Consider the following 19,742-nt stretch of genomic DNA (forward strand, 5'->3'; position numbering starts at 1 on the left):
ATTATTAGCTATCCATAATTTTGCGATAGACACGCTTTAAAACAAGGAACAGCACGGTAAAAAAGAAGAATAAGAAAAAGCTAATAAAAAAACCGAAGGGCTTAGATGATTGCGTAACAGGTAATGGTAACACCGGATTATCAATTAATTGGATTAATGGTGTTTCTTGTCTTAATGTCATTTTGGATAGTTCAAGGTTTTTTACGATCTCGCTATAAATCGCTGTACTCGCCTGTACATCTACTTGTTTTCTTTGTGATGGAGCTTTCAGTATTTGCATTGCCGGATTAGCATTTGGTGAGGCATCAATAGCTGACGCCACTCCATTAATTGAAGTGTTCAAAATCGCTTTTATACTGTCGGACTGGTGTTGGAGCAATCTTATATTTTGGTCGCTTTTTTTAGTTTTGGTTTGTGAGTAAAAGTCATTAACCATGTTAACGAGTATAATATTGAATTCTCTAGCAAATAATTCATCGTTACAAACAACATCAACTCTTATAATACTTGTTTTTTTATCAGGCTTGGTAACAGTAAGCACATGTTTGTTAAATATTTTAACAATAGCAGAAATTATACTGTCTTGTGTACGATTAAAACCGTCTGGATCAGGAACAAATGAAACGTTGTCTATATGGTCTTTTTCTCGCCACCGTTTCCTTAAATTATTAAATTCAATATACCTCTCAATTAATAATTGTTTCTTGCCCCTAAAAACGCTTTGGCTTAGTAACGTCTTTTCGATCATTTTCCTGGATTTGTATAGCTCCAAAATATTGTCACTCTGAAATAGCCCCCCGTTACTACTACCGCCAAGATCAATACCGGCCATTGACGCCAAACCGGCATATTGACTTAATGCTCCGCCGCCTTTGTTACCTTCATCTAAAACGAATGTAGAAGAAGCAGTATACAAAGGTTCTTTAACCACAGCATAAATTAAGCCTATAACACCACCTAAAATACTAACGATCATTATCAATAACCAGCGGGTCTTAATATAACTTAAACTTGAGTTTATTCTTTTCAAGAAGTCTTTAACTGATATTTCATCAGGTTTTTTATCGTTCATATAAATCTTAAATACAAATGAAAAGCGCCGCTCTAACTATTTATTCAAACTTAGTATCCCTAAAATAATTGCTCCCAACGAAGCTAACCCGGTAGTAAATCCTAAAATAGTTTGAGCCGTATTGCCCTTACCCTCCGATTTTTTAGGCACATAAATTTCGCTACCCGGTTTCACCGAAGGATGGTTATTAAAGAAAAGGAACTTACGTGTCCCTTTTACCGTTCCGTTAGGGTAAACCACATACGCACCGCGTCTCAGAGCATCCGGCCCGTAGCCGCCTGCATTGGAAACAAAATCATTAAATGATTTTGATTTGTCAAATACCACGGCGCTTGGGTAAAGTACCTGGCCGTTAACACGAACAATCTGCTGTTGCTTTGGCACCCTGATAACATCGCCATTTTCCAAAAGCAAATCTGTTTTTGATCCGGGAGACTTTAAAATTTTATCCAACTCAATACCAACATAATTATTTCTTTGTTGCACGGTATCGGTGGTGGTTTTCGTCGAATCTTTGTATGATTGTTTTAACCTGTTGATCCGGGCCGAGCGTTCAGCATTTACTGATGCAGTATCTGCTTTGTTTTTATCTATACCCAGTATTGCAAAATTATCGCGTTTTAGCGAACCGCCCGCTGCATCGGCCGAGGCGGTAAGCCCGCCAGCCCTGACAATCAGGTCGGATATTTTTTCGTTTTTACTTTTGATTGTGTATGAGCCGGGGTATAAAACTTCGCCCTCAACCTTTACTGTTTTTTGCTTTTCATATCCGGGCAGGCTATATACCGAAACAATATCAAAGGGGGTAAGCACGAAGTTAGCGTCTGCCGGTTTTAGTTTACCGTCAATATTAACGCTAAAAACCTGCGATACTGAACTGTTTTTGGATGAAGGATCGGCATCGGTTATCCTCCGGGCTACTTCAATACGATTCGTGCTTGCACCTTCGGCAAAACCGCCTGCTTTTAAAATCAGGTCTTCTACTTTCATATTTTCTGAAAAAGCAAACTTTCCTGGTTTCCTTACATTGCCATTAATAGTAACGGTGTATTTATCCCTTAAATCAAATATCGATGAGATGTTAACGATATCTTCACGCTGCAAGGGGATATTTACAGATTTATTGACAACGTCCTTAACATTAAATCCTATTATTTCTGTACTGTTATCCGGCTTTAAGCGGGTAATTGTACCGCGTTCGGTAAAAGCGTCTTCTTTTAATCCCGCGGCTTTGTCAATTAACTGCAGTAGTGTTAACCCGCTTTGCAGTTCATAATCACCAGGCCGGAAAACCGCTCCTTTTATTGCTACCCGGTTTTCAAACCGGTATATAATAGATTCAATAGTATACTTATCGCCCCTTAACGGAATGTAGTTTTTATAATCGGCCTCCAATACATCCGTTATTTTGCGCTGCTGATCACTTACCTGCGATACTTTAATCCTCGCTGTATATGCGCTATCGGTAAATCCACCGGCATAAGTTATGATGTTATCCAGGCTTTCTCCCGGTAAAACTTCAAACAAGGCAGGTATTTTAATCTCACCAACAAGCTGCACCCTGGTCCGGTACGTTGGTACGCGTACAATGTCCTGGTCCTGCAGGGTAATGTTGTTTTTCTGGTCGCCTTTTAACAAAAAATCATAAACATCCAGGTGCCTGATAATGCGGTTATTCCTGATAACCTCTATTTGCCTTAAACTACCATTATCGTTAGGGCCGCCTGCCATATATAATGCATTAAAAACGGTAGCCAGAGAGGGCAGGGTATAAGTGCCTGGTTTAGCTACCTGTCCTATGATAATTACCTGGATACTCCGGATATTACCGAGGGTAACCTGTACGTTTGTACCGCGGCCAACCGCATAGTTGTTAGCTGCAAGCCTGCTTTTTATCAAGGCCGTAGCTTGTTCAATGGTTTTACTGCCAACATTTAAAATGCCAACCCCCGGAATGTTTATATTTCCTTCGGGGGATACTTCCAGTTTCCAGTTCACCAAAGAGCTGCCGTAAACATTTATGTTAAGCTGGTCATTAGGCCCAACAATATAATTTAACGGAGTAGCCAGTTTAAGATTGGGTTCAAATGAGCTGTTTTTGTTTTTAAAGATATCGGCACCAAAAATTTTTGGCTTTAAACTTTCAAATAAATTTTTATTGGTGTAAAGGGTATCAGTAGTATCTGGTTTATAATTAAGTTGCCTGCCTTGCTGTGTAAGTGTAGAATCGGGTTGGGTATTGGATGATTCATTGTTTTTGGCCCTTAATTTTTTTATACGAAGTTCTAACTTTTGAACCTGCGCGGCTGACATTCCCCGATTTTGGGCTTGCTGTAGTAATTCAGTGTCAGTTAAACCTGATTTTTGAGCTTGCTGTAACAGCTGAATCAGTTGCTGGTCTGAAATATCGTCGACATTAATTGAGGAAATGTTTTGTAAGTTGGTTTGGGCGGTAATATTAGTAACTGCTCCGAAACTGAGCACAGCAATTAAAAATATAAGTAAGCGAAGTCTGTTCATATGTGAAAGTCATCAGAGTATAAAATAGCACTCCAATAAATGATAATATTTTCTGCAAAAGTAAACCAATTTCCCATTTTAGGGGGTAAAGTAATTTTTTTAATTCGTAGGATAAGTGCTGTTTTGATCGATAAACTAAAAATTGGGGCTAAAATTGTTCATTAATTAAAAAAATAAGTAAAGTTAATTCTGGCATGTAAATTAAAACTCGAGCCATTTCTGTATTCATAATTCAACGTGTAGACAGGGGTAGCCTCGGCTGAGAGCAGGTAGTTTTTAAATTTATGATTAGCATAAAATGTACCTGCAAGATCTACCCAATGAAGATTGCTTATTCTGGCTTCAGTAAAAGCCTGGTAATACAGATCATTGTTATGTAACTGCCTTTCCAGCATAAGACCGTATGAGTTGTAATTTCTGAGGTAACTTATATCAAAAATAAAACTGTTGCCGCCTGGCCCGATTCCCGCACCTATGTATCTGCCATAATTGGTATAACCGTCTCTCGGGCTTTGCGAATGGATATACCATGAAGGTTCGTCACGCAGCAGGTAGGTTGGCGCTCTTTGTAACTGTGTTATTTCCGATTTAATTTGTATAAAGCCTCCCCGGCTAAGTTCAAACAATTTGCGTCCGCCAAGGGTATATGCTGACGAATGTTCGGGTTCCTGTAAAAAGTCAGAAATGTTTCCGGTGCGGTCATTGCGAGCCCATTCAAAGTAAATTTCAGCTTTGTATAAAGGTAGCAGCTGCCTGATGTTGAGTGCGTAAGCAAAATCCTGTTGGTCGCCGTTTTGCCCGTTGTTGACATCATTAGCCTTGAGTGAAGAGCCGGTAATAACGGGAATTATTTTGCGGATAATATTTTTATTGTGATAAACAGAGTCTTTGTCAAGATAGTCATAAGCGGAAAGGCCAAGATATAAACCCTTTAACCATTTAGGCTGCCAGTTGACACTGTAGGCCGAAATATACCTTGTAACTTTAGGTTTGGGGCTATATAAATTGCTGCCGTATACAAGTTTGCTTACATCGTCCGGTGCAAAGCCCGATTGTTTTAGGTTGCCTCCTATGACCTGCCACTCAAATGAGCCAACCAGTGTTTTAACCGGTTTGGTTGAGTTGAAAGTCCAATGAAAAAAACCGGGGGCCGAGTTGCTCATCATGATGGAGTTTCTTATTCCGGGTCCCCACCACAAGTTTTCTGTAGATACGCCGGCTTCCATGCTTTTATACGCCAAAGTAATTTTTGATTGCCCGGGATAAAGGTGTTTTAAAGAAGATGTACCGAATCGTTCAGGTGCATCAATCCCATTTATGTGGCCAAAATAAGCGCTCATGAGTGCAGGCGAATTGTTTCGGGCTTGTACATCGGCAAAAGTTGAAAAGTTTTTATTTTGCGCGTAAACCAGCTCAGGTTTTACCTGTACATTGAGAATTCCGGCTTTTAACAAAAAGCCGCCGCTAAGCATGCTTTGATAACCTGCATTTGGATACAAAGAAGAAGTATTGTAGCCAAAGGGACGGTTTACGTTATATTCGTTTAACCAGTTAAACGGAAGGATGCGTAAACCCGATGGCATGCCCATGAAATTGAATTTTATATACTCACGGCTCGAAATTAATGGCTGAAGCGCAGGATCAGCAATAGTTGAAGCTAATGGCCTGATAACAAGTGATGATGTACTGTTTGTATTTCCTGCTACCTGATCCCTGCGTAATAGTTCCTCAGCATAACTTCCAACGGGTATGGTTTGACTATAGCCTTTTAACGCAGCAGTGAAGGATACTAAAATTAAAATATATAAGGATCGGATAGTTATACGGATGCTCATCAAAAAGAAAGGTTTAGGAAACTAATAAATTAACCAAATGGTAATATTAAAATATCTTTCTGTTAATATTGACGGGCGCATCGTATTCGGATACGAATCTTTAATCAATAGCTCGAGTTTTCTGATATTTCGATGGCAATTATCGGCTTTTTTTTGAAATTTCAAAACCTTTTTTAAAGTTTAATAAAAAAAATACAATTTGATTACCAATACGGTTAATTCTGTTAAAACATTACAATGACCTTTAATTAATAAAGTCCGGACAATCTTAGCCGCTTTTTCCAAAACAGATTTTAACTATGATTGATTGTTTTCCTTTCTGTTGCTTTTGAGTTTCGAATGAAGCAATGCTTTGATACTTAAGTCTTCGAAATATTTAAAAGTTCTTTTCTGAATACAAAAAACGGATGAACTCTCTTAACATTCCTGCAAAAACAATCACCCATGCTGTAATTGAAAAATAAATAAAAATATTGGAAATGGGCAGGATAAACGGGAGATCAAGCGCTTTGGAAAAATTAAAGGTAGCAACGGCGTACATACCAGCCGGAAAAACGAGCGACCAATATTGCGGATCATATTTCACCGGCACCTTCTGTATGATATGCCGCCATATAGGTAGTAAAAACAGGATCGGGATCCACCAGGTGGCAAACGCCCAGAAAAAAACCGTGAACCCGGGTAAAAAATAGCTAATGCCGCTTATCCATTCATGATTGTGTGAATACATTAATAAACGAGAACCCGCCAGCGTGGTAATGGCTACGGCACCCATATTTATCCAATAAGGAGGGGTTAGCAATTCCGCTTTCATGCTTATAAAAAGCCAGCGGTATATAATTAACGATATAAATACCATATAGTGCATTGCACCGATGAGGAAAGCGCAAAACGATATAAAAATAATAACATCCTTATGAACCATTTCACCGGCAATAATAGCCCCCAGCACAGCTACAGATTCGGTGGCTACGACAATAAGCAGCCAGGCACCGCTTAAACTCGCTTCCACTCCTTGTTTAGGTTCTTTGGCGGTGATCACAATAAAAAAAGTGTAAGTAACCATAACCCAGAGTACGATGCCAAGTTCCCATAAAAAAATGGCTACATCTTTATAGGAGGTCATTAAGCCAAACTGGTTCCCTAAAACGTTATTCGCGGCAACAATGGTTAAAAAAGTAACTCCACGCGACGAACTGCTTATATCTTTCCATACATCTGTAGGGTATTTAATTGCCCTGAATATGAGCACAGCCCAAAGCACAATATAAAAAATAACGTTAGCACATAACAAGATGTTGGCAACCTGTTTCATATTATATAAAAAAGCACCAACCGAAACTATCCCGGTTGCCATTACCAAAGCAAAGTAACCCGGAAAAAAAGTTTGGAGTGAGTGGCCTGTAATCGGTTCGCCCGGTTTAGGTGGTAGTGCTGTGTGCTGAGCTTCCATATTTCGTAATAAGTTTATAATAACGGGAGGTAAAAAGGCATTAATAAAAGGTAATTATTGAAGAATATAGTCTAATGTAATTAAAACCGATACAAGAAACTGTTTTTTTTGTATTTTTAAATGTTTTATAATAGCCACGGCATATTATAATAACAAACAGAAACCAGGAAAACCCGCATCAGAAATAGCTGTATATTTTTGGTGAAAATCTAATCCGGCTTAGTGAAACCGGCAATTGTCAAACTTCGTTATACAATTAGCAGATGGATATGTCTCTTAATAAAAAGGCCCTATTTATAGCTACAGGAGTTTCCTTATTGTTAATCTCGTTCGTTTTTTATGGCTCACGGAAGCTTCAAAATTTCGACCCCGCATTAATTATTTATTTATTCGGAACCGTGTTCGCTTTTTTCGGAATAGTTTACCGCTATACCGTATGGTTGCAACGGCCACCTACCTGGATGTATTTTAAGCGCACCTTTCAGTTTTTTTTTACCGGGAAGATATTTTTGCATGTTATTTCATTTGCAAAAGAGTTTATACAAAATATTGGCTTCCAAAAGTTTATTTATCCCCGCGGACGGAGCCGGTGGATAGGCCATTTTTTAATGGCGACGGGTTGTACAATGGCTTTCTGTGTTACTTTTCCTTTAACCTTTGGCTGGATAAATTTTACCATGAACCCCGCCACGAGTATAAACCCCTCAAGTGTGCACATGTATGAAGCCCATTTCTTCGGATTCAAAATGTTTGAATTTGCACTTGGTTCATTTGTGGCTTTTGTGATTTTTAAGGCCCTTTACTGGTGCTCGTGGTTAGTTATTGCCGGCGTATTGATATTTATGCGTCGTCGCCTCACTAATGCCGGTTTAGTTGCCACGCAAACTTTTGAGGGTGATTTGCTGCCGTTAATACTGCTTTTAGCTATCGCTGTTACCGGCCTGGGCTTGAGCTATGGTTATGAATATATGAAAGGCATTGCATATGATTATATGGCCGTAACCCATGCTATAACAGTTATTATGTTTCTTATCTGGATTCCTTTTGGTAAGTTTTTTCATATTATACAACGGCCGGCCCAAATAGGCGCTCATATTTACAAAAAGGAAGGCATAAAAAGGGGTATGGCGATATGCCCTCATACCCACAAGGAATTTGCTACTCAGTTGCATATAAACGACTTGAAAATTGTAACCAAAGAATTAGGCTTTGACTTTACACTTGAGGATGGAACATCGCACCTTGATCTGAGCCCCGAGGGGAAGCGCTCAAGGTTGGCAATGGCTCATCTTAAGGCCAGGCAGCAAAATGGAGGTAACCTTTTCGGTTAATTGACGCAGTAGTAATTTAACATAGAATACAAATTTATGGCCCATTTACCAGTTTCGCCCGAAAAGCTTATAGAACAGTTTGGCCCGCATTTAAATTATCCTCCCCGCGAAGGTTTTGCCGGCCGTGATGAGCCGGATAAAGCGGTAAAAACACACTGCTGTTTCTGCGGAATGCAGTGTGGTATAAAGCTATTGGTTAAAAATGATAAAGTGGTTGGTTTTGATCCCTGGGAGGAGTTCCCTTTTAACCAGGGACGTTTATGCCCAAAAGGCGTACAACGATATATGCAGAACAATCATCCAGACAGGATTTTACAGCCCTTGCAACGCAATGAAGGCGTAGGCTTTACTCCGGTTTCGTGGGATGAAGCGATGGATAAAACCGTGGCCGAAATAAAACGGATACAGGAAAAATACGGGAAGAACGCTTTTTCTGTGCTGTCGGGAGTTTCGCTTACCAATGAAAAAAGCTACCTGATGGGCAAGTTTGCGCGGGTAGCATTGAAAACCGCCAATTTAGATTATAATGGTCGTTTATGTATGGTTAGCGCGGGAGCCGGAAATAAAAAAGCTTTCGGACTCGACCGTACCTCAAATACGTATGCCGACCTGGAGAAGGCAGAAGTGATTATTGTAGCGGGCGCTAACATCAGCGAAACCTTTCCGACTTTAACACACTGGGTTTGGCGTGCGCGGGACCATGGGGCAAAATTAATCGTGGTTGACCCCAGGGTAATTCCACTGGCCAGGACCGCCGACCTGCATTTACCGGTCAGGCCCGGAACCGACTCCGCTTTGTACGGCGCAATACTTAAATACCTGGCCGATCATGATATGCTCGATCATGATTTTATTGACAACCATACCACAGATTTTGATAAGTCATTGGCAGCTGTTAAGGATTACACGCTGGAATGGGCCGAAGAAATTACCGGTATTGAAAAAGCGAAAATTGAACTGGCAGCACAATGGTGGGGGAAAGCCAAAACAAGCTTTTTGTTACACGCCAGGGGTATTGAACATCATTCAAAGGGGGTAGATAATGTACTTGGCTGTATCAATATTGTCCTGGCAACCGGCCGTATCGGTAAGCCATATTGCGGCTATGGTACTATTACAGGCCAGGGAAACGGACAGGGGGGGAGAGAGCATGGCCACAAATGTGATCAGCTACCGGGAAATCGTGATATTACCAACCCCGAACACCGAAAGTATATAGCCGGGGTTTGGGGGATTGATGAAAAAGATATGCCCGGCAAAGGTTACACCGCCTATGAACTTATTGAGGCCATTCACCGGGGCGAAGTAAAAGGGCTGCTATCTATTTGTTTTAATCCGTTGGTTTCTCTGCCTAATAATAATTATGTGCGCGAAGCGCTGGAGAAACTGGAGTTTTATGTTTGCATTGATTTTTTTATGAATGAAACCGCCCGTCATGCTGATATTATTCTGGCCGGGTCATTACAGGAAGAAGAGGAAGGAACGGTCACTACCGCCGAGGGACGTGTAGTTAGGATCCGCAAAGCTGTGAACCCGCCGGGACATGCACGCAGCGATACATCCATTATATTGGAATTGGCAAAAAGACTTGGTGCCGAAGATAAATTCACTTATCGTAACAGCGAAGAGTTATTCAATGAGTTAAGGGTTGCTTCAAAAGGCGGCACCGCTGATTATTATGGTATTACTTACCAAAAAATTGAAGATACGATGGGCGTTTTCTGGCCTTGCCCTACTTTAGATCATCCGGGTACGCCGCGCTTATGGGAAGATAAAAAATTTGCGACTCCTGACGGTAAAGCCCACTTTAACCCGGTGACTTACCGGGAACCCGGTGAAATTACAGATGAAGAATACCCGGTAATATTAACAACCGGCAGGGTTGTATCACAATACCTGAGCGGAACGCAAACCCGCAGGATAGGTAAACTGGTTGATTTGTATCCTGAACCTAAATTAGAAATACACCCGGAACTTGCCTTGAAATATGGAATTAAACAAAATGAACTGGTGCAGGTATCTACCCGCCGAGGTACAGATGAGTTTCCTGCCAATATTGTAGAGACTATCCGCACCGACACCGTTTTTTTGCCTTACCATTGGCCTGGCAAAAAGTCGGCAAATCAGTTTACCCCGGCAACACTTGATCCGGTATCAAAAATCCCGGAGTTTAAAGTTTGCGCGTGCAACCTGAAGCCTTTGGGCGTTATATCGGCGCCGTCAACGGCGTCAGGCGCGTATGCGAGTATTTAATAAATTGTAACCCGAAATTATAAAATATGCCCGTAACCAATTACAGAACAGAACAGGAATTCTTTGTAGATATGCAAAGATGTATTGGATGCAAAGCCTGTGAAATGGCTTGTTCAGAGTGTGAAACAAACGGTCATGAATCTATGATCCATGTCAATTATATTGATCGCGCCGTTACCGTACAAACCACCGTACAGGTTTGTATGCATTGTGACGATCCTGTTTGCGCTAACGTTTGTCCGGCAGATGCTATAACGAAAGATGAGTTTGGCGTAGTGCACACCGCCAATACAGCACGGTGTATAGGCTGTTCAAACTGCGTAATGGCATGTCCTTTCGGCGTCCCTAAAAAAGATGAGGCTTATGACCTGATGATGAAATGTAATATGTGTTACGACAGAACCAGCGCGGGCAAAAAACCGATGTGTGCCACCGTTTGCCCAACACAGGCACTGTATTATGGTACAAGGGAAGAAATTGCAAAAATGCGCCCGAACAGTACGCCTGTTAACAATTTTATTTTCGGAAAAGAAAGTGTGAGCACCAAAGTAAATATCATGATGCCCAAAGGAAGTACTTCATTAATTATAGACTGACATTATTTATGGCCACAGATAAAAAGGATAATCACTGGAAAGAAGATTTTCCGGTCTATCAGCTTGAATCTACCCAGGTAAGCCGACGTGATTTTGCAAAATTTTTATGCCTCGTATCTGGTGGGTTGGCCGTTGGAAGCGGGTATGTTGCCATAAAAGCTAATTTTTTTCCACCGGATAAAATCGTGGGTGAACACTTTGTTTGTAAGAAGCACGAACTTCCGGTAGGGGGGACGCGCTCGTTCGTAATCAATGGCAGTACTATTCCATATATTCTTATTCGCATGGAGAATGATGAATTTAGGGCTTACGAACAAAAATGTACCCATTTATCCTGCGCGGTTTTTTATAAACCCGGTAGCGGAAAAATTGAATGCCCTTGTCATAATGGCTTGTTCGACGCTTTTACCGGCGAAGTGCTTGCCGGCCCTCCGCCCCGGCCGTTACCCCGTTTAGCCGTAGTGATTAAAGGGGAAGAAGTATACGTCAAAGATTTCAAACCTGATAATGACAATCCGGAAACGAATCGTCAATTCAGATCATAAGGTCATTAGCCTTTACAAACAGTATAATTAAGTTATGAGTAATTTCCGCGAAGCCCAAAATCAGGCACATCCTAATAAAACCAACACACTCATGCTGGCATTGATCATGATCCTGATATTAAATGTGAGTATCCAGGTATGGCTATTATACACCGCGCTAAATAACGCATTGGAAAAAAATACAGATATAGCCTTCCCCTCTTTTATCGCCTCATCAATTCTTTTCTTAATCGGTTTTGGCTGGTTGTACTTTTTGCCTTCGGGCCCAGCAAGAGTAACAAAATAAGATGATATAAGCCCATTACAATAATTTAACTTTTGCCCGGTTTTTATTTAATTTTCCGGCATGCTATCCCTGCAGCTATAAATTTTTTAATCTAATCAATATATACAGGTTTTGACTCGTTTACCGGTGGATGTCCGTCTGTCTGGCCTAATCTCCCCCGCGTTTTAATATTTCAAGGTGAATGATGGCGAAGCCGGGAAGCGGTGTGCAGCTTATATCCTGATGTACTTGATTCGCAGAAAGTGAACAACAATATGGAAAACAAAGAAAGAAAAAGACCGATTGCAGGGGTAAGAACATGAAGTGCGGGTTGCAGTACCTAACTAAAAATGTAATTCTTACATTTTATGGCTGATTTTAAATTGGTTAGAGCATGATTTTTAACATTTTATCCGGATTTTACCGGCTGCATTATTGATGTATTGTAAAAAAACTTAAAATTTTTGTCGCTTTTTTTGTCATTTTTTCAATAGGTATCGATTGTTGCTATTTGAAATAATAAAAGTTTATTATTTTTTTGATATTACTTGGTAAAACGTTTTTCTTAATTATATTTGTTAAAACCAATTGTGAAAAATACTTTATTACTTAATCGTTTAAGCTACCTGAACTGCTTGTTTTGAGATTTTTGTAATCATTAAATTAACCAATATCACTGACATGAAAAACATGATTTACCTGTACCACATCTTTCAGAAGCCTATTCTCTGACAGGGTTGATCCTTCGGAAAAATCTCTTATTGAGATTTTAGGTATCAAGAATTTTATTAATTAACCTAATCACCAAAAGTGAAAAGAACGCTTGGGTATGGTCATTTTTAATGGCAAACCTGGGGGTGTATAATTATGCACCGCTGTCAAAAATATTCCTGCCGGTTATTTTTGATTTCTGTTCTTTTCGCTTGTAAATCAGCGCTATGGAAAAAGAATTACATTCTACTTAATCTAAAGGTGCATGTCATCTGCATAACTCGTTTGCAGGCATAGAAGCACATGGCCCGTTAAATCAAAAATTATTTTACAATCTAAAAGATCCATTCATTATGCGATACTTATGGCTGTGCTTTGTGGTTTTCGCAGCAATAACCACAAATGCACTTACAGGCTTAGCTAAGGGGAATGAGGGTAAAAAAAGCAAAGTAAAACGTTCTGTTTTTTATAAAACCTATATCCGTAAGGATACGACGGCAAAAGATTCATTATTAAAAGACAGCATGAATATTATTATAAAGCATACCCTTTATAATAAGCTGGCAGATAGTGTTACCAAAAAGCCTTATGATCTATCCAAATTCCCGGCGGTGTCCCTGCAGCAACTCTTAAAAGGGCAATTTGCAGGGCTGTATGTGCAGGAACCTTCGGGCGAACCCGGCGCCGTTCAAAATATGTTTATGAGAGGAGCGCCCATGCCGCTTCTTTCTCCAAGGGATGTTTACCAATCGCAGCCACTGGTTGTACTGGATGGTATTCCACTTGTAACGGAGCACCCGTTTGCATATGATATACAGCTGTATGATTATAACAGGATGGGAACAGCCACCAACCCATTTGCTGATATCGACATGAATAATATAGCCTCGGTTGAGGTATTAAAAGATCTGTCGGCCACGGCCATTTATGGGCCGCGCGCAGTTAATGGCGTTATAGTCTTAACCTCTAAAACCCCTTTAGCAGCCAAAAGCATCACTTTTGATTCGTATATAGGTTTGGCACAGCGCCCGCGTGTTACTACCATAAACGGCAAATATGAAAATGCTTTCCGGCAGCGCTTTTATGACCTTTATACTACCAATGGCAGGTATTCGGACGATGAGAACTACCCGATTTATCTAAGCGATTCCTTAAATAATGTATATAGCGGAAAATCTGACTGGAGCGACCTTTATTACCGCAATGCAGCTGTTTATGGAATAAACTTCGGAATTTCCGGCGGTACGGATCGTGCAAACTTCCGTTTCTCGTTGGGTGATCTGAAGAATAATGGCATTGCTGATGGAACAGTGCTAAACCGTTATAGCGCAATGTTCAACATCAACATGAAGCCCCTTAAATGGCTTCTCTTTTCGGCCATGGTAAATGCCAACCGGCTCGACAGGCAACGAAACAAATACCTCCGCGACAGATTTGCCCAGATCAATTATTTCCCCGATCTGAGCGCCCCGCTACCACCAAACAAAGAGTATTATGCCGATTACCTGGCGCAATACAAAAAAGGCTTTGATAACAACAAAACAAATATTGTTGATGGCTATGCCAAAATAGGCATCAATCTCGGGAAATTTAAATTCGTAACCACCTTCAATTTAGATTATAATGAAGGCTACCGCGATGTATTTTATGCGCGTACCCTTTTGCAGGGCAACAGCTATGCTTCCAATTACTTTGGTTTTAGCCAAAGGATAATGGCAGATAACAGGGCAACCTATGATCTGACAGTAAATAAAGTAAACGATTTCCATTTTGAGCTTGGTCAATCAACCCAATGGGACATTTATAAATATAGCAACGCCTATGCCTACAAAGGTGTAAATGACTATATTAAGATAGATCTGCTGGATTCGAACCCAAAAAACCCAGACGGATCTGACAACGGTAATTATCTCAACCCAACAGCCTTTCCGCGCGAGTTAACATTCCGTTTTCTGGATAAGATCAAGCATAACCTGGTTTCGTTTTATGCCAAGACCGATTATTCATTCAAAGAAAAATACTTCCTCTCGGCAACAGTACGCGCAGATGGATCATCAAACGCTCAACCTACCAGCCGTTGGTTCTATTCGCCGGTATTATCTGCGGCCTGGAATATCAAAAAAGAGGTGCTGAGCAATAGTACTATTATAAACGATCTTATTTTACGTGCAAGCGCGGGTAGGATCGGTCGCCTCAATGCTTTTGATAATTATGCACAGGGTCCTCAATATACAGCATCGGTAGGGTATACCGGTAACTTAACCGTGCCTGGCTATAATGCGTTTGGTGTGCTTACCAGGCCTTATTCTACCGGTTGGATCGGTTACGGAATACCCTGGTCATACTCCAATCAACTTAATATTGGCACAGATGCCGGTTTCCTTAATAACCGCCTGCACCTTTCGGTTGATTGGTACCTGAAACAGGAAAAGAATTTGCTGATAGGCATCCCTGCTTTTGCCGAGTACGGCTATAAACAGTCTATCGAGAGCGGTATGGCTGTAAATAATACCGGTATTGATGTATCTGTATCAGCCAACATCATCCGTAACAGCAAATTTGGATGGACATCCTCCTTAAATCTAAATCATAATGTCAATAAGCTAAAAGCGTTGCCAAGGGGCTTAAACCAGATTATTGTTAATAACAGGCTTTTAAAGGTAGGAAGCCCGGTTGATCAGTATTGGTTACTGGTAAATGATGGTATTTATAAAGCAGAAAGCGAAATACCCGTTGTAAATGGGCAGCCACTTAAGTACAATGGCATCGCCCTGCATGCCGGCGATCCCAAATGGCGCGATATCAATGGCGACAACGTAATTGATAATAACGATAAGGTATTAAAGGGACATTCTTTACCAAAAATTTCAGGTGGTTATGATAATAATTTCAGATACGGCAACTGGAATTTAAATGTCAATCTCTATTTCAACCTAGGGCGCGACCTTATACACCAGGAAATGGCCAACCGGTTTGATTTTATTAACCGGGAAGGTAACAGTGATGTAAACTCTGTTAAAGAGATCACATTTTGGGAAAAACGCGGAGACTACGGCAAATACCCACTGTATAATCCATGGAGTACCGTTATCCCATATCGTGTTGATCAGGACCTTTTTCTTGAAAATGCTTCATTCCTGAAATTAAGAACCGTTTCCATTGGATATGACCTAACCAAAGCAATGCGCTTAAAGAAAATCAAGCTAACCAGGTTTTATGTATATGCCACGGCAAATAATGTGTTCACCATAACCCCGTATACCGGTCAGGACCCTGAATTAGTGAATTATGATGGCTATGATACCGGTTATGGCCTGCCTATACCACGAACATATACCCTGGGTGTAAAAATGGAATTATGATATGAAAAACGATCACAAAAATCATGTTGTAAAAATGAAAAAGACATTATGTATCGTCCTGATCCTGTTTACTGCGGCAATAACAAGCTGCAATAAAACACTGGATATTGATTCAACAAGGGTTGTGGGCGAAAAAAACATGTGGAATAAGCTTGAAGATGCACGTGCCAGCTTATTAGGAGTGTATGCACTTACCCGTGCAGCCTTATCTGACAACGATGGTCACTGGCTTTATGGCGATGTACGTACAGGCGAATTTATTAGCCCGAACCGGCAGGACCTGAAAGCAATTGCAAGTAATCAGCTCAATGCCTCATATCCAACTGTTGAGGCCTTGAGCGACTGGACGAGATTTTACGCCATAATTAATGCTGCGAATATTTTCCTTGAACGTATTGGCGATGTAAAAGCCGCCGACAAGCGCTACACAGAAAATTATTTGATAGTTGATGTTGCCCAGGTGCGTTTTTTAAGGGCCTTTACCTACTTCTATATGGTAAGGATTTGGGGAGATGTACCATTCATTACCTCATCCCACGATGGCAAGTTTGAAAATCAGCCCCGCGAAAGCGGCAGCAAAATATTAGTATGGGCGCAGCAGGAAATGCTTAAAGCTGCAGCTGATCTGCCATTTGTATACAGTAACAACGATGTGCAGCAGCCCGGCAATTATTATAATGAAGATGCTACCCGCTGGGGAGGTGCTTTAGCTACAAAGAACTCAGCTTATGCGGTCCTGGCTCATTTGGCGGCCTGGCAAGGTAATTATACCGATGTAGCTACCTATACCAAGTTTGTTGAAGATAATTATGGTAAAAGCGGCATCAATTTTCAAAGCACTGAAGATCTGACCAAATCAAATGGGTTCTTTTTCAATAAAAACACCAGCCAGATGTTTGGTTTTAACTCTGACTGGGGGCATATTGACGGGTCGGTAACAGGCCATCTGGAAGAGTTAACCCTGGCCGAACCCGTGGTGAATAAAAAAGTGCCGGATATCTACATGCCTAAAGATACTATCCTGAAAATATTTGACTTGCCAAAGGATGAGCGCTTTAGTATAGATACGCTTGGCCAGCCCCGTACCGAAAGGTATTTCACCAATATCAATGGCAAGTACCCCATTTTTAGTAAAATAAAAGTGATACTGGGAGGCGTTTCTGATCCTAACTTCCGATACTTCACCAGTGCTTTGATCTTTACAAGGATAGAGGATATCGTATTACTCCGGGCCGAGGCATTGGCTGTTTTAGGGGATGTGAATGGGGCTGAAAATGAAGTTTTTAATATCATGACCCGCCGGGGGATGGGAGATCTTACGATAGACAGCGACCAGGACATTATTGATTTGATATTTAAGGAGCGCCATCGCGAATTGATGGGAGAGGGACATCGCTGGTATGACCTGGTACGCTATAATAAAATCAAGCAAAACAACCCGGCATTCATGAAACTCATCAATTCGCAGGGGATCTACTGGCCTGTTTCGCGTAAGCTCATCGCTCAAAATAACCTGTTAACCCAAAACCCTTTCTGGAAATAAACTGACCATATATGAAAAAGTTAAAAAAATATATGAGTGCCTTAGCGCCGGTGTTGATTGCAGCCCTGTTGCAAACTGCCTGCAAAAAGGATGGCGGTTACCATGACGCTACAGGCACCAACTCAAAATTTGCGGGTAATACTTATGAGTATTTGAAAAGCAAGCCTGGTGTGTATGATTCATTGCTGGCGGTAGTCAACAGGATGGGACTTCAGCAAACGCTCATGGACAGCAATGTTACCCTTTTTGCGGTTACCAATCCAAGTTTTCAGCTGGCAATTAATAACCTGAATACATTAAGAAGGCAAAGCGATAAAGATCCACTGTTTTTGGCAAAAATTGATGGCGTGCAGTTGGACACCATGGTTTCATATTATATTATCAGGGGTAAACGTACAACTGATTCACTGCTGCTGCAGGACGGACTCGATCTTTCCAGCGTACGTTTTGGATATCCTATGCATGGCAAGGTTTCCAAAATATCAGCTTCCGGACTTACCGGTGGCGGCCCCGACATCATTGAATTTAGCAATACCAAGCGCAGCAAGTTTATCAGAAACTGGTCAACTACTACTACCGGCTCCAATAATATCAGTACCAAAAATGGTATTGTCCATGTTGTAAGTCCCGATCACATTTTCGGTTTTGATGAATTTGTATCCCGATTAACCTTTGTTCCGCCACCGCCAAACCTGATGACCCTGATAGGCGGCAAGCTTACCGTTTTGAGAGATAACGGTGGCGGTCCGGATAATGGCGAAGGCTCTAAAAAAGTAATTGACGGCGATGACCATACCAAGTTCCTGACTGAACTTCAGGGACGCCTGTGGATGCAGTTTGAGCTAAATGAGCCTGCCGTATCAGGGGTTTACACGCTTACATCTGCCAATGATGCCCAGGAACGCGACCCCAGAGCATGGACCTACGAGGGCTCAAATGATGGCAAAACCTGGACTGAGTTAGACCGTAGAAGCAACTTCTTTTTCGAAGAACGATACCAGACAAAAGTTTTCAGATGCCCCAACACCACGGCTTATAAATTTTACCGGGTAGATATTACCGAGCTGCGCGACGGAGGTCTTTTCCAACTGGCCGAGTGGACTATCAATAAAGTGAAGTAAGCTATGGAAGATCAAAACCTCAATGCAATAAAAAAACGAAGAGAAATGCAAACATTCATAAAAATGGGATCTGTAGCTCTGCTGTTTGCTGCAGCCGTGCTGAGTAGCTGTAAAAAGATGTATGGAGTTCCGGATGAAAAAGATTATCTGAGTTCGAATATTAACTACAGCAACAAAATTTTCGAACCGATTTTAGGGCGTACTACTTTAATGGGCGGGTTTAACGGAGATAATTCAACCCAGCCCCTAAAGTTCGAGATCATTAACGCACGTTTTGGTGACGGTAAACCGGTAACCGACCTTTTTCAAAAAAGGCCAACCTATGTATGGACAGCCCCATACAACGGCCTTGAAAAGAGCCTGGCCGAGATAGAGGCAAAACGCAAGGTGGAGGAACACCCTTTATTTGAAGTGCGCTCATCGGGCGAGTTCATTATGTGGGCATCTTCTAATAATGACCTGATCAAGCCCAGACCGTCTGATAGTACCAATTTTCCGCAGGATACGCGTTATTTCGATGTTAAGATAACCAACACGGGTGGTAGTACCATAATTCGCGACCTGCAGGTACGCCCATTCCGCGAGCGCCCTTATGAGCCTTCTGATGATTTTAACATTTACTCCGGCCTGCCTGCGCCTCATCCTAAAACGCCTTATAATCCGACCAGCCGAAACTACATCAGGCCATTTTTAAACGGAGTAATAGGCCAGGTAACCGATATTCCGCTGCAGAGTAATGACGATAAAAAGGATGTGGTGGTTTATATCCGCCCGTTTACCGGCGGTACGGGAAATTCGTTAAGGTTCAAGTTTTTGAACAAAGACTCAGTAGAGATGAATCCGGCCCTGTTTAACGAAACTACCTGGGATAAAATAGTGCACGGGTTTAACATGCAAAAAACTGCAACATATGTACAATACGATGTTGCATATCCTATTCCTTTAGTGGAAATACCAACTGTATATGCCCCAGGAGGAACCAGGGACCATGCCGAATTTAAATATTCGCGAATTGGTTTTGGCGGCAGCAGGGTAGTGGCAAGTTTGGGGATAGATTTCGCTATATACAAAAAAGGCGACTGGGAGATAGTGTTCCATTTTTTGAAGGATAATCCAAAGTTTGAAGACGAATAAC

13 protein-coding genes are annotated in these 19,742 nt (G+C 41.3%); 9 read left to right on the forward strand and 4 right to left on the reverse strand.

All coding sequences use genetic code 11. The features are described from left to right. Nucleotides 1-4 precede the first annotated feature (4 nt). From ACP26M_RS06275 to ACP26M_RS06290, 4 genes are all read right to left on the reverse strand, one after another. Nucleotides 5-1,072 carry a Wzz/FepE/Etk N-terminal domain-containing protein gene (locus tag ACP26M_RS06275; protein ID WP_426587144.1) on the reverse strand — a complete coding sequence of 356 codons (1,068 nt, stop codon included), beginning with the start codon at nt 1,070-1,072 and terminating at the stop codon, nt 5-7. Nucleotides 1,073-1,108: 36 nt separating this feature from the next. After that, nucleotides 1,109-3,592, reverse strand: a complete 2,484-nt coding sequence (locus tag ACP26M_RS06280; protein ID WP_426587146.1) for an SLBB domain-containing protein — start codon at nt 3,590-3,592, stop codon at nt 1,109-1,111. 161 nt (nt 3,593-3,753) lie between these two features. Next, nucleotides 3,754-5,427, reverse strand: coding sequence for a capsule assembly Wzi family protein (locus ACP26M_RS06285; RefSeq protein WP_426587148.1), 1,674 nt, complete (start codon nt 5,425-5,427; stop codon nt 3,754-3,756). Nucleotides 5,428-5,803: 376 nt separating this feature from the next. Further along, a complete protein-coding gene (locus ACP26M_RS06290; protein ID WP_426587150.1) occupies nt 5,804-6,880 on the reverse strand; it encodes a tellurite resistance/C4-dicarboxylate transporter family protein in 1,077 nt (358 codons plus the stop codon). A 269-nt stretch (nt 6,881-7,149) separates the two neighbouring features. Here ACP26M_RS06290 and ACP26M_RS06295 point away from each other — a divergent pair, with 269 nt between their 5' ends. The 9 genes from ACP26M_RS06295 (at nt 7,150) to ACP26M_RS06335 (ending at nt 19,741) form a co-directional block, all read left to right on the forward strand. Beyond that, entirely contained in the window at nt 7,150-8,211 is a 1,062-nt protein-coding gene (locus ACP26M_RS06295) for an MFS transporter (RefSeq protein WP_229701554.1), read from the forward strand. Nucleotides 8,212-8,247: 36 nt separating this feature from the next. Beyond that, complete coding sequence (locus ACP26M_RS06300) at nt 8,248-10,464, forward strand: molybdopterin oxidoreductase family protein (protein WP_426587153.1); 2,217 nt, start codon at nt 8,248-8,250, stop codon at nt 10,462-10,464. A 104-nt stretch (nt 10,465-10,568) separates the two neighbouring features. Then, complete coding sequence (locus ACP26M_RS06305) at nt 10,569-11,060, forward strand: 4Fe-4S dicluster domain-containing protein (RefSeq protein WP_354437211.1); 492 nt, start codon at nt 10,569-10,571, stop codon at nt 11,058-11,060. Between the two features lie 8 nt (nt 11,061-11,068). Further along, nucleotides 11,069-11,605: a Rieske (2Fe-2S) protein gene (locus ACP26M_RS06310; RefSeq protein ID WP_426587155.1), complete on the forward strand. Its 537-nt coding sequence runs from the start codon at nt 11,069-11,071 to the stop codon at nt 11,603-11,605. Nucleotides 11,606-11,639: 34 nt separating this feature from the next. Beyond that, nucleotides 11,640-11,891: a DUF6755 family protein gene (locus tag ACP26M_RS06315; protein WP_426587157.1), complete on the forward strand. Its 252-nt coding sequence runs from the start codon at nt 11,640-11,642 to the stop codon at nt 11,889-11,891. 1,043 nt (nt 11,892-12,934) lie between these two features. Beyond that, nucleotides 12,935-15,943 (forward strand): SusC/RagA family TonB-linked outer membrane protein, encoded by a 3,009-nt coding sequence (locus ACP26M_RS06320; protein ID WP_426587159.1) that lies wholly within the window; start codon nt 12,935-12,937, stop codon nt 15,941-15,943. A gap of 34 nt (nt 15,944-15,977) precedes the next feature. After that, entirely contained in the window at nt 15,978-17,486 is a 1,509-nt protein-coding gene (locus ACP26M_RS06325; RefSeq protein ID WP_426587161.1) for a RagB/SusD family nutrient uptake outer membrane protein, read from the forward strand. Between the two features lie 11 nt (nt 17,487-17,497). Continuing rightward, entirely contained in the window at nt 17,498-18,607 is a 1,110-nt protein-coding gene (locus ACP26M_RS06330; RefSeq protein WP_426587163.1) for a discoidin domain-containing protein, read from the forward strand. A 45-nt stretch (nt 18,608-18,652) separates the two neighbouring features. Next, nucleotides 18,653-19,741 carry a DUF5007 domain-containing protein gene (locus ACP26M_RS06335; protein ID WP_426587165.1) on the forward strand — a complete coding sequence of 363 codons (1,089 nt, stop codon included), beginning with the start codon at nt 18,653-18,655 and terminating at the stop codon, nt 19,739-19,741. The last annotated feature ends 1 nt before the right edge of the window (nt 19,742 follow it).

It is taken from the genome of Mucilaginibacter sp. R-33, from assembly GCF_049949235.1.
GTDB lineage: Bacteria > Bacteroidota > Bacteroidia > Sphingobacteriales > Sphingobacteriaceae > Mucilaginibacter.

Excerpts from the sequence above, each read along its gene's own strand:
- ACP26M_RS06290 (WP_426587150.1), bottom strand. The coding sequence starts at position 6,880 with ATGGAAGCTCAGCACACAGCACTACCACCTAAACCGGGCGAACCGATT.
- ACP26M_RS06320 (WP_426587159.1), top strand. The coding sequence starts at position 12,935 with ATGCGATACTTATGGCTGTGCTTTGTGGTTTTCGCAGCAATAACCACA.
- ACP26M_RS06315 (WP_426587157.1), top strand. The coding sequence starts at position 11,640 with ATGAGTAATTTCCGCGAAGCCCAAAATCAGGCACATCCTAATAAAACC.
- ACP26M_RS06330 (WP_426587163.1), top strand. The coding sequence starts at position 17,498 with ATGAAAAAGTTAAAAAAATATATGAGTGCCTTAGCGCCGGTGTTGATT.
- ACP26M_RS06275 (WP_426587144.1), bottom strand. The coding sequence starts at position 1,072 with ATGAACGATAAAAAACCTGATGAAATATCAGTTAAAGACTTCTTGAAA.
- ACP26M_RS06280 (WP_426587146.1), bottom strand. The coding sequence starts at position 3,592 with ATGAACAGACTTCGCTTACTTATATTTTTAATTGCTGTGCTCAGTTTC.
- ACP26M_RS06295 (WP_229701554.1), top strand. The coding sequence starts at position 7,150 with ATGTCTCTTAATAAAAAGGCCCTATTTATAGCTACAGGAGTTTCCTTA.
- ACP26M_RS06305 (WP_354437211.1), top strand. The coding sequence starts at position 10,569 with ATGGCTTGTTCAGAGTGTGAAACAAACGGTCATGAATCTATGATCCAT.
- ACP26M_RS06285 (WP_426587148.1), bottom strand. The coding sequence starts at position 5,427 with ATGAGCATCCGTATAACTATCCGATCCTTATATATTTTAATTTTAGTA.
- ACP26M_RS06300 (WP_426587153.1), top strand. The coding sequence starts at position 8,248 with ATGGCCCATTTACCAGTTTCGCCCGAAAAGCTTATAGAACAGTTTGGC.
- ACP26M_RS06335 (WP_426587165.1), top strand. The coding sequence starts at position 18,653 with ATGCAAACATTCATAAAAATGGGATCTGTAGCTCTGCTGTTTGCTGCA.
- ACP26M_RS06310 (WP_426587155.1), top strand. The coding sequence starts at position 11,069 with ATGGCCACAGATAAAAAGGATAATCACTGGAAAGAAGATTTTCCGGTC.
- ACP26M_RS06325 (WP_426587161.1), top strand. The coding sequence starts at position 15,978 with ATGAAAAAGACATTATGTATCGTCCTGATCCTGTTTACTGCGGCAATA.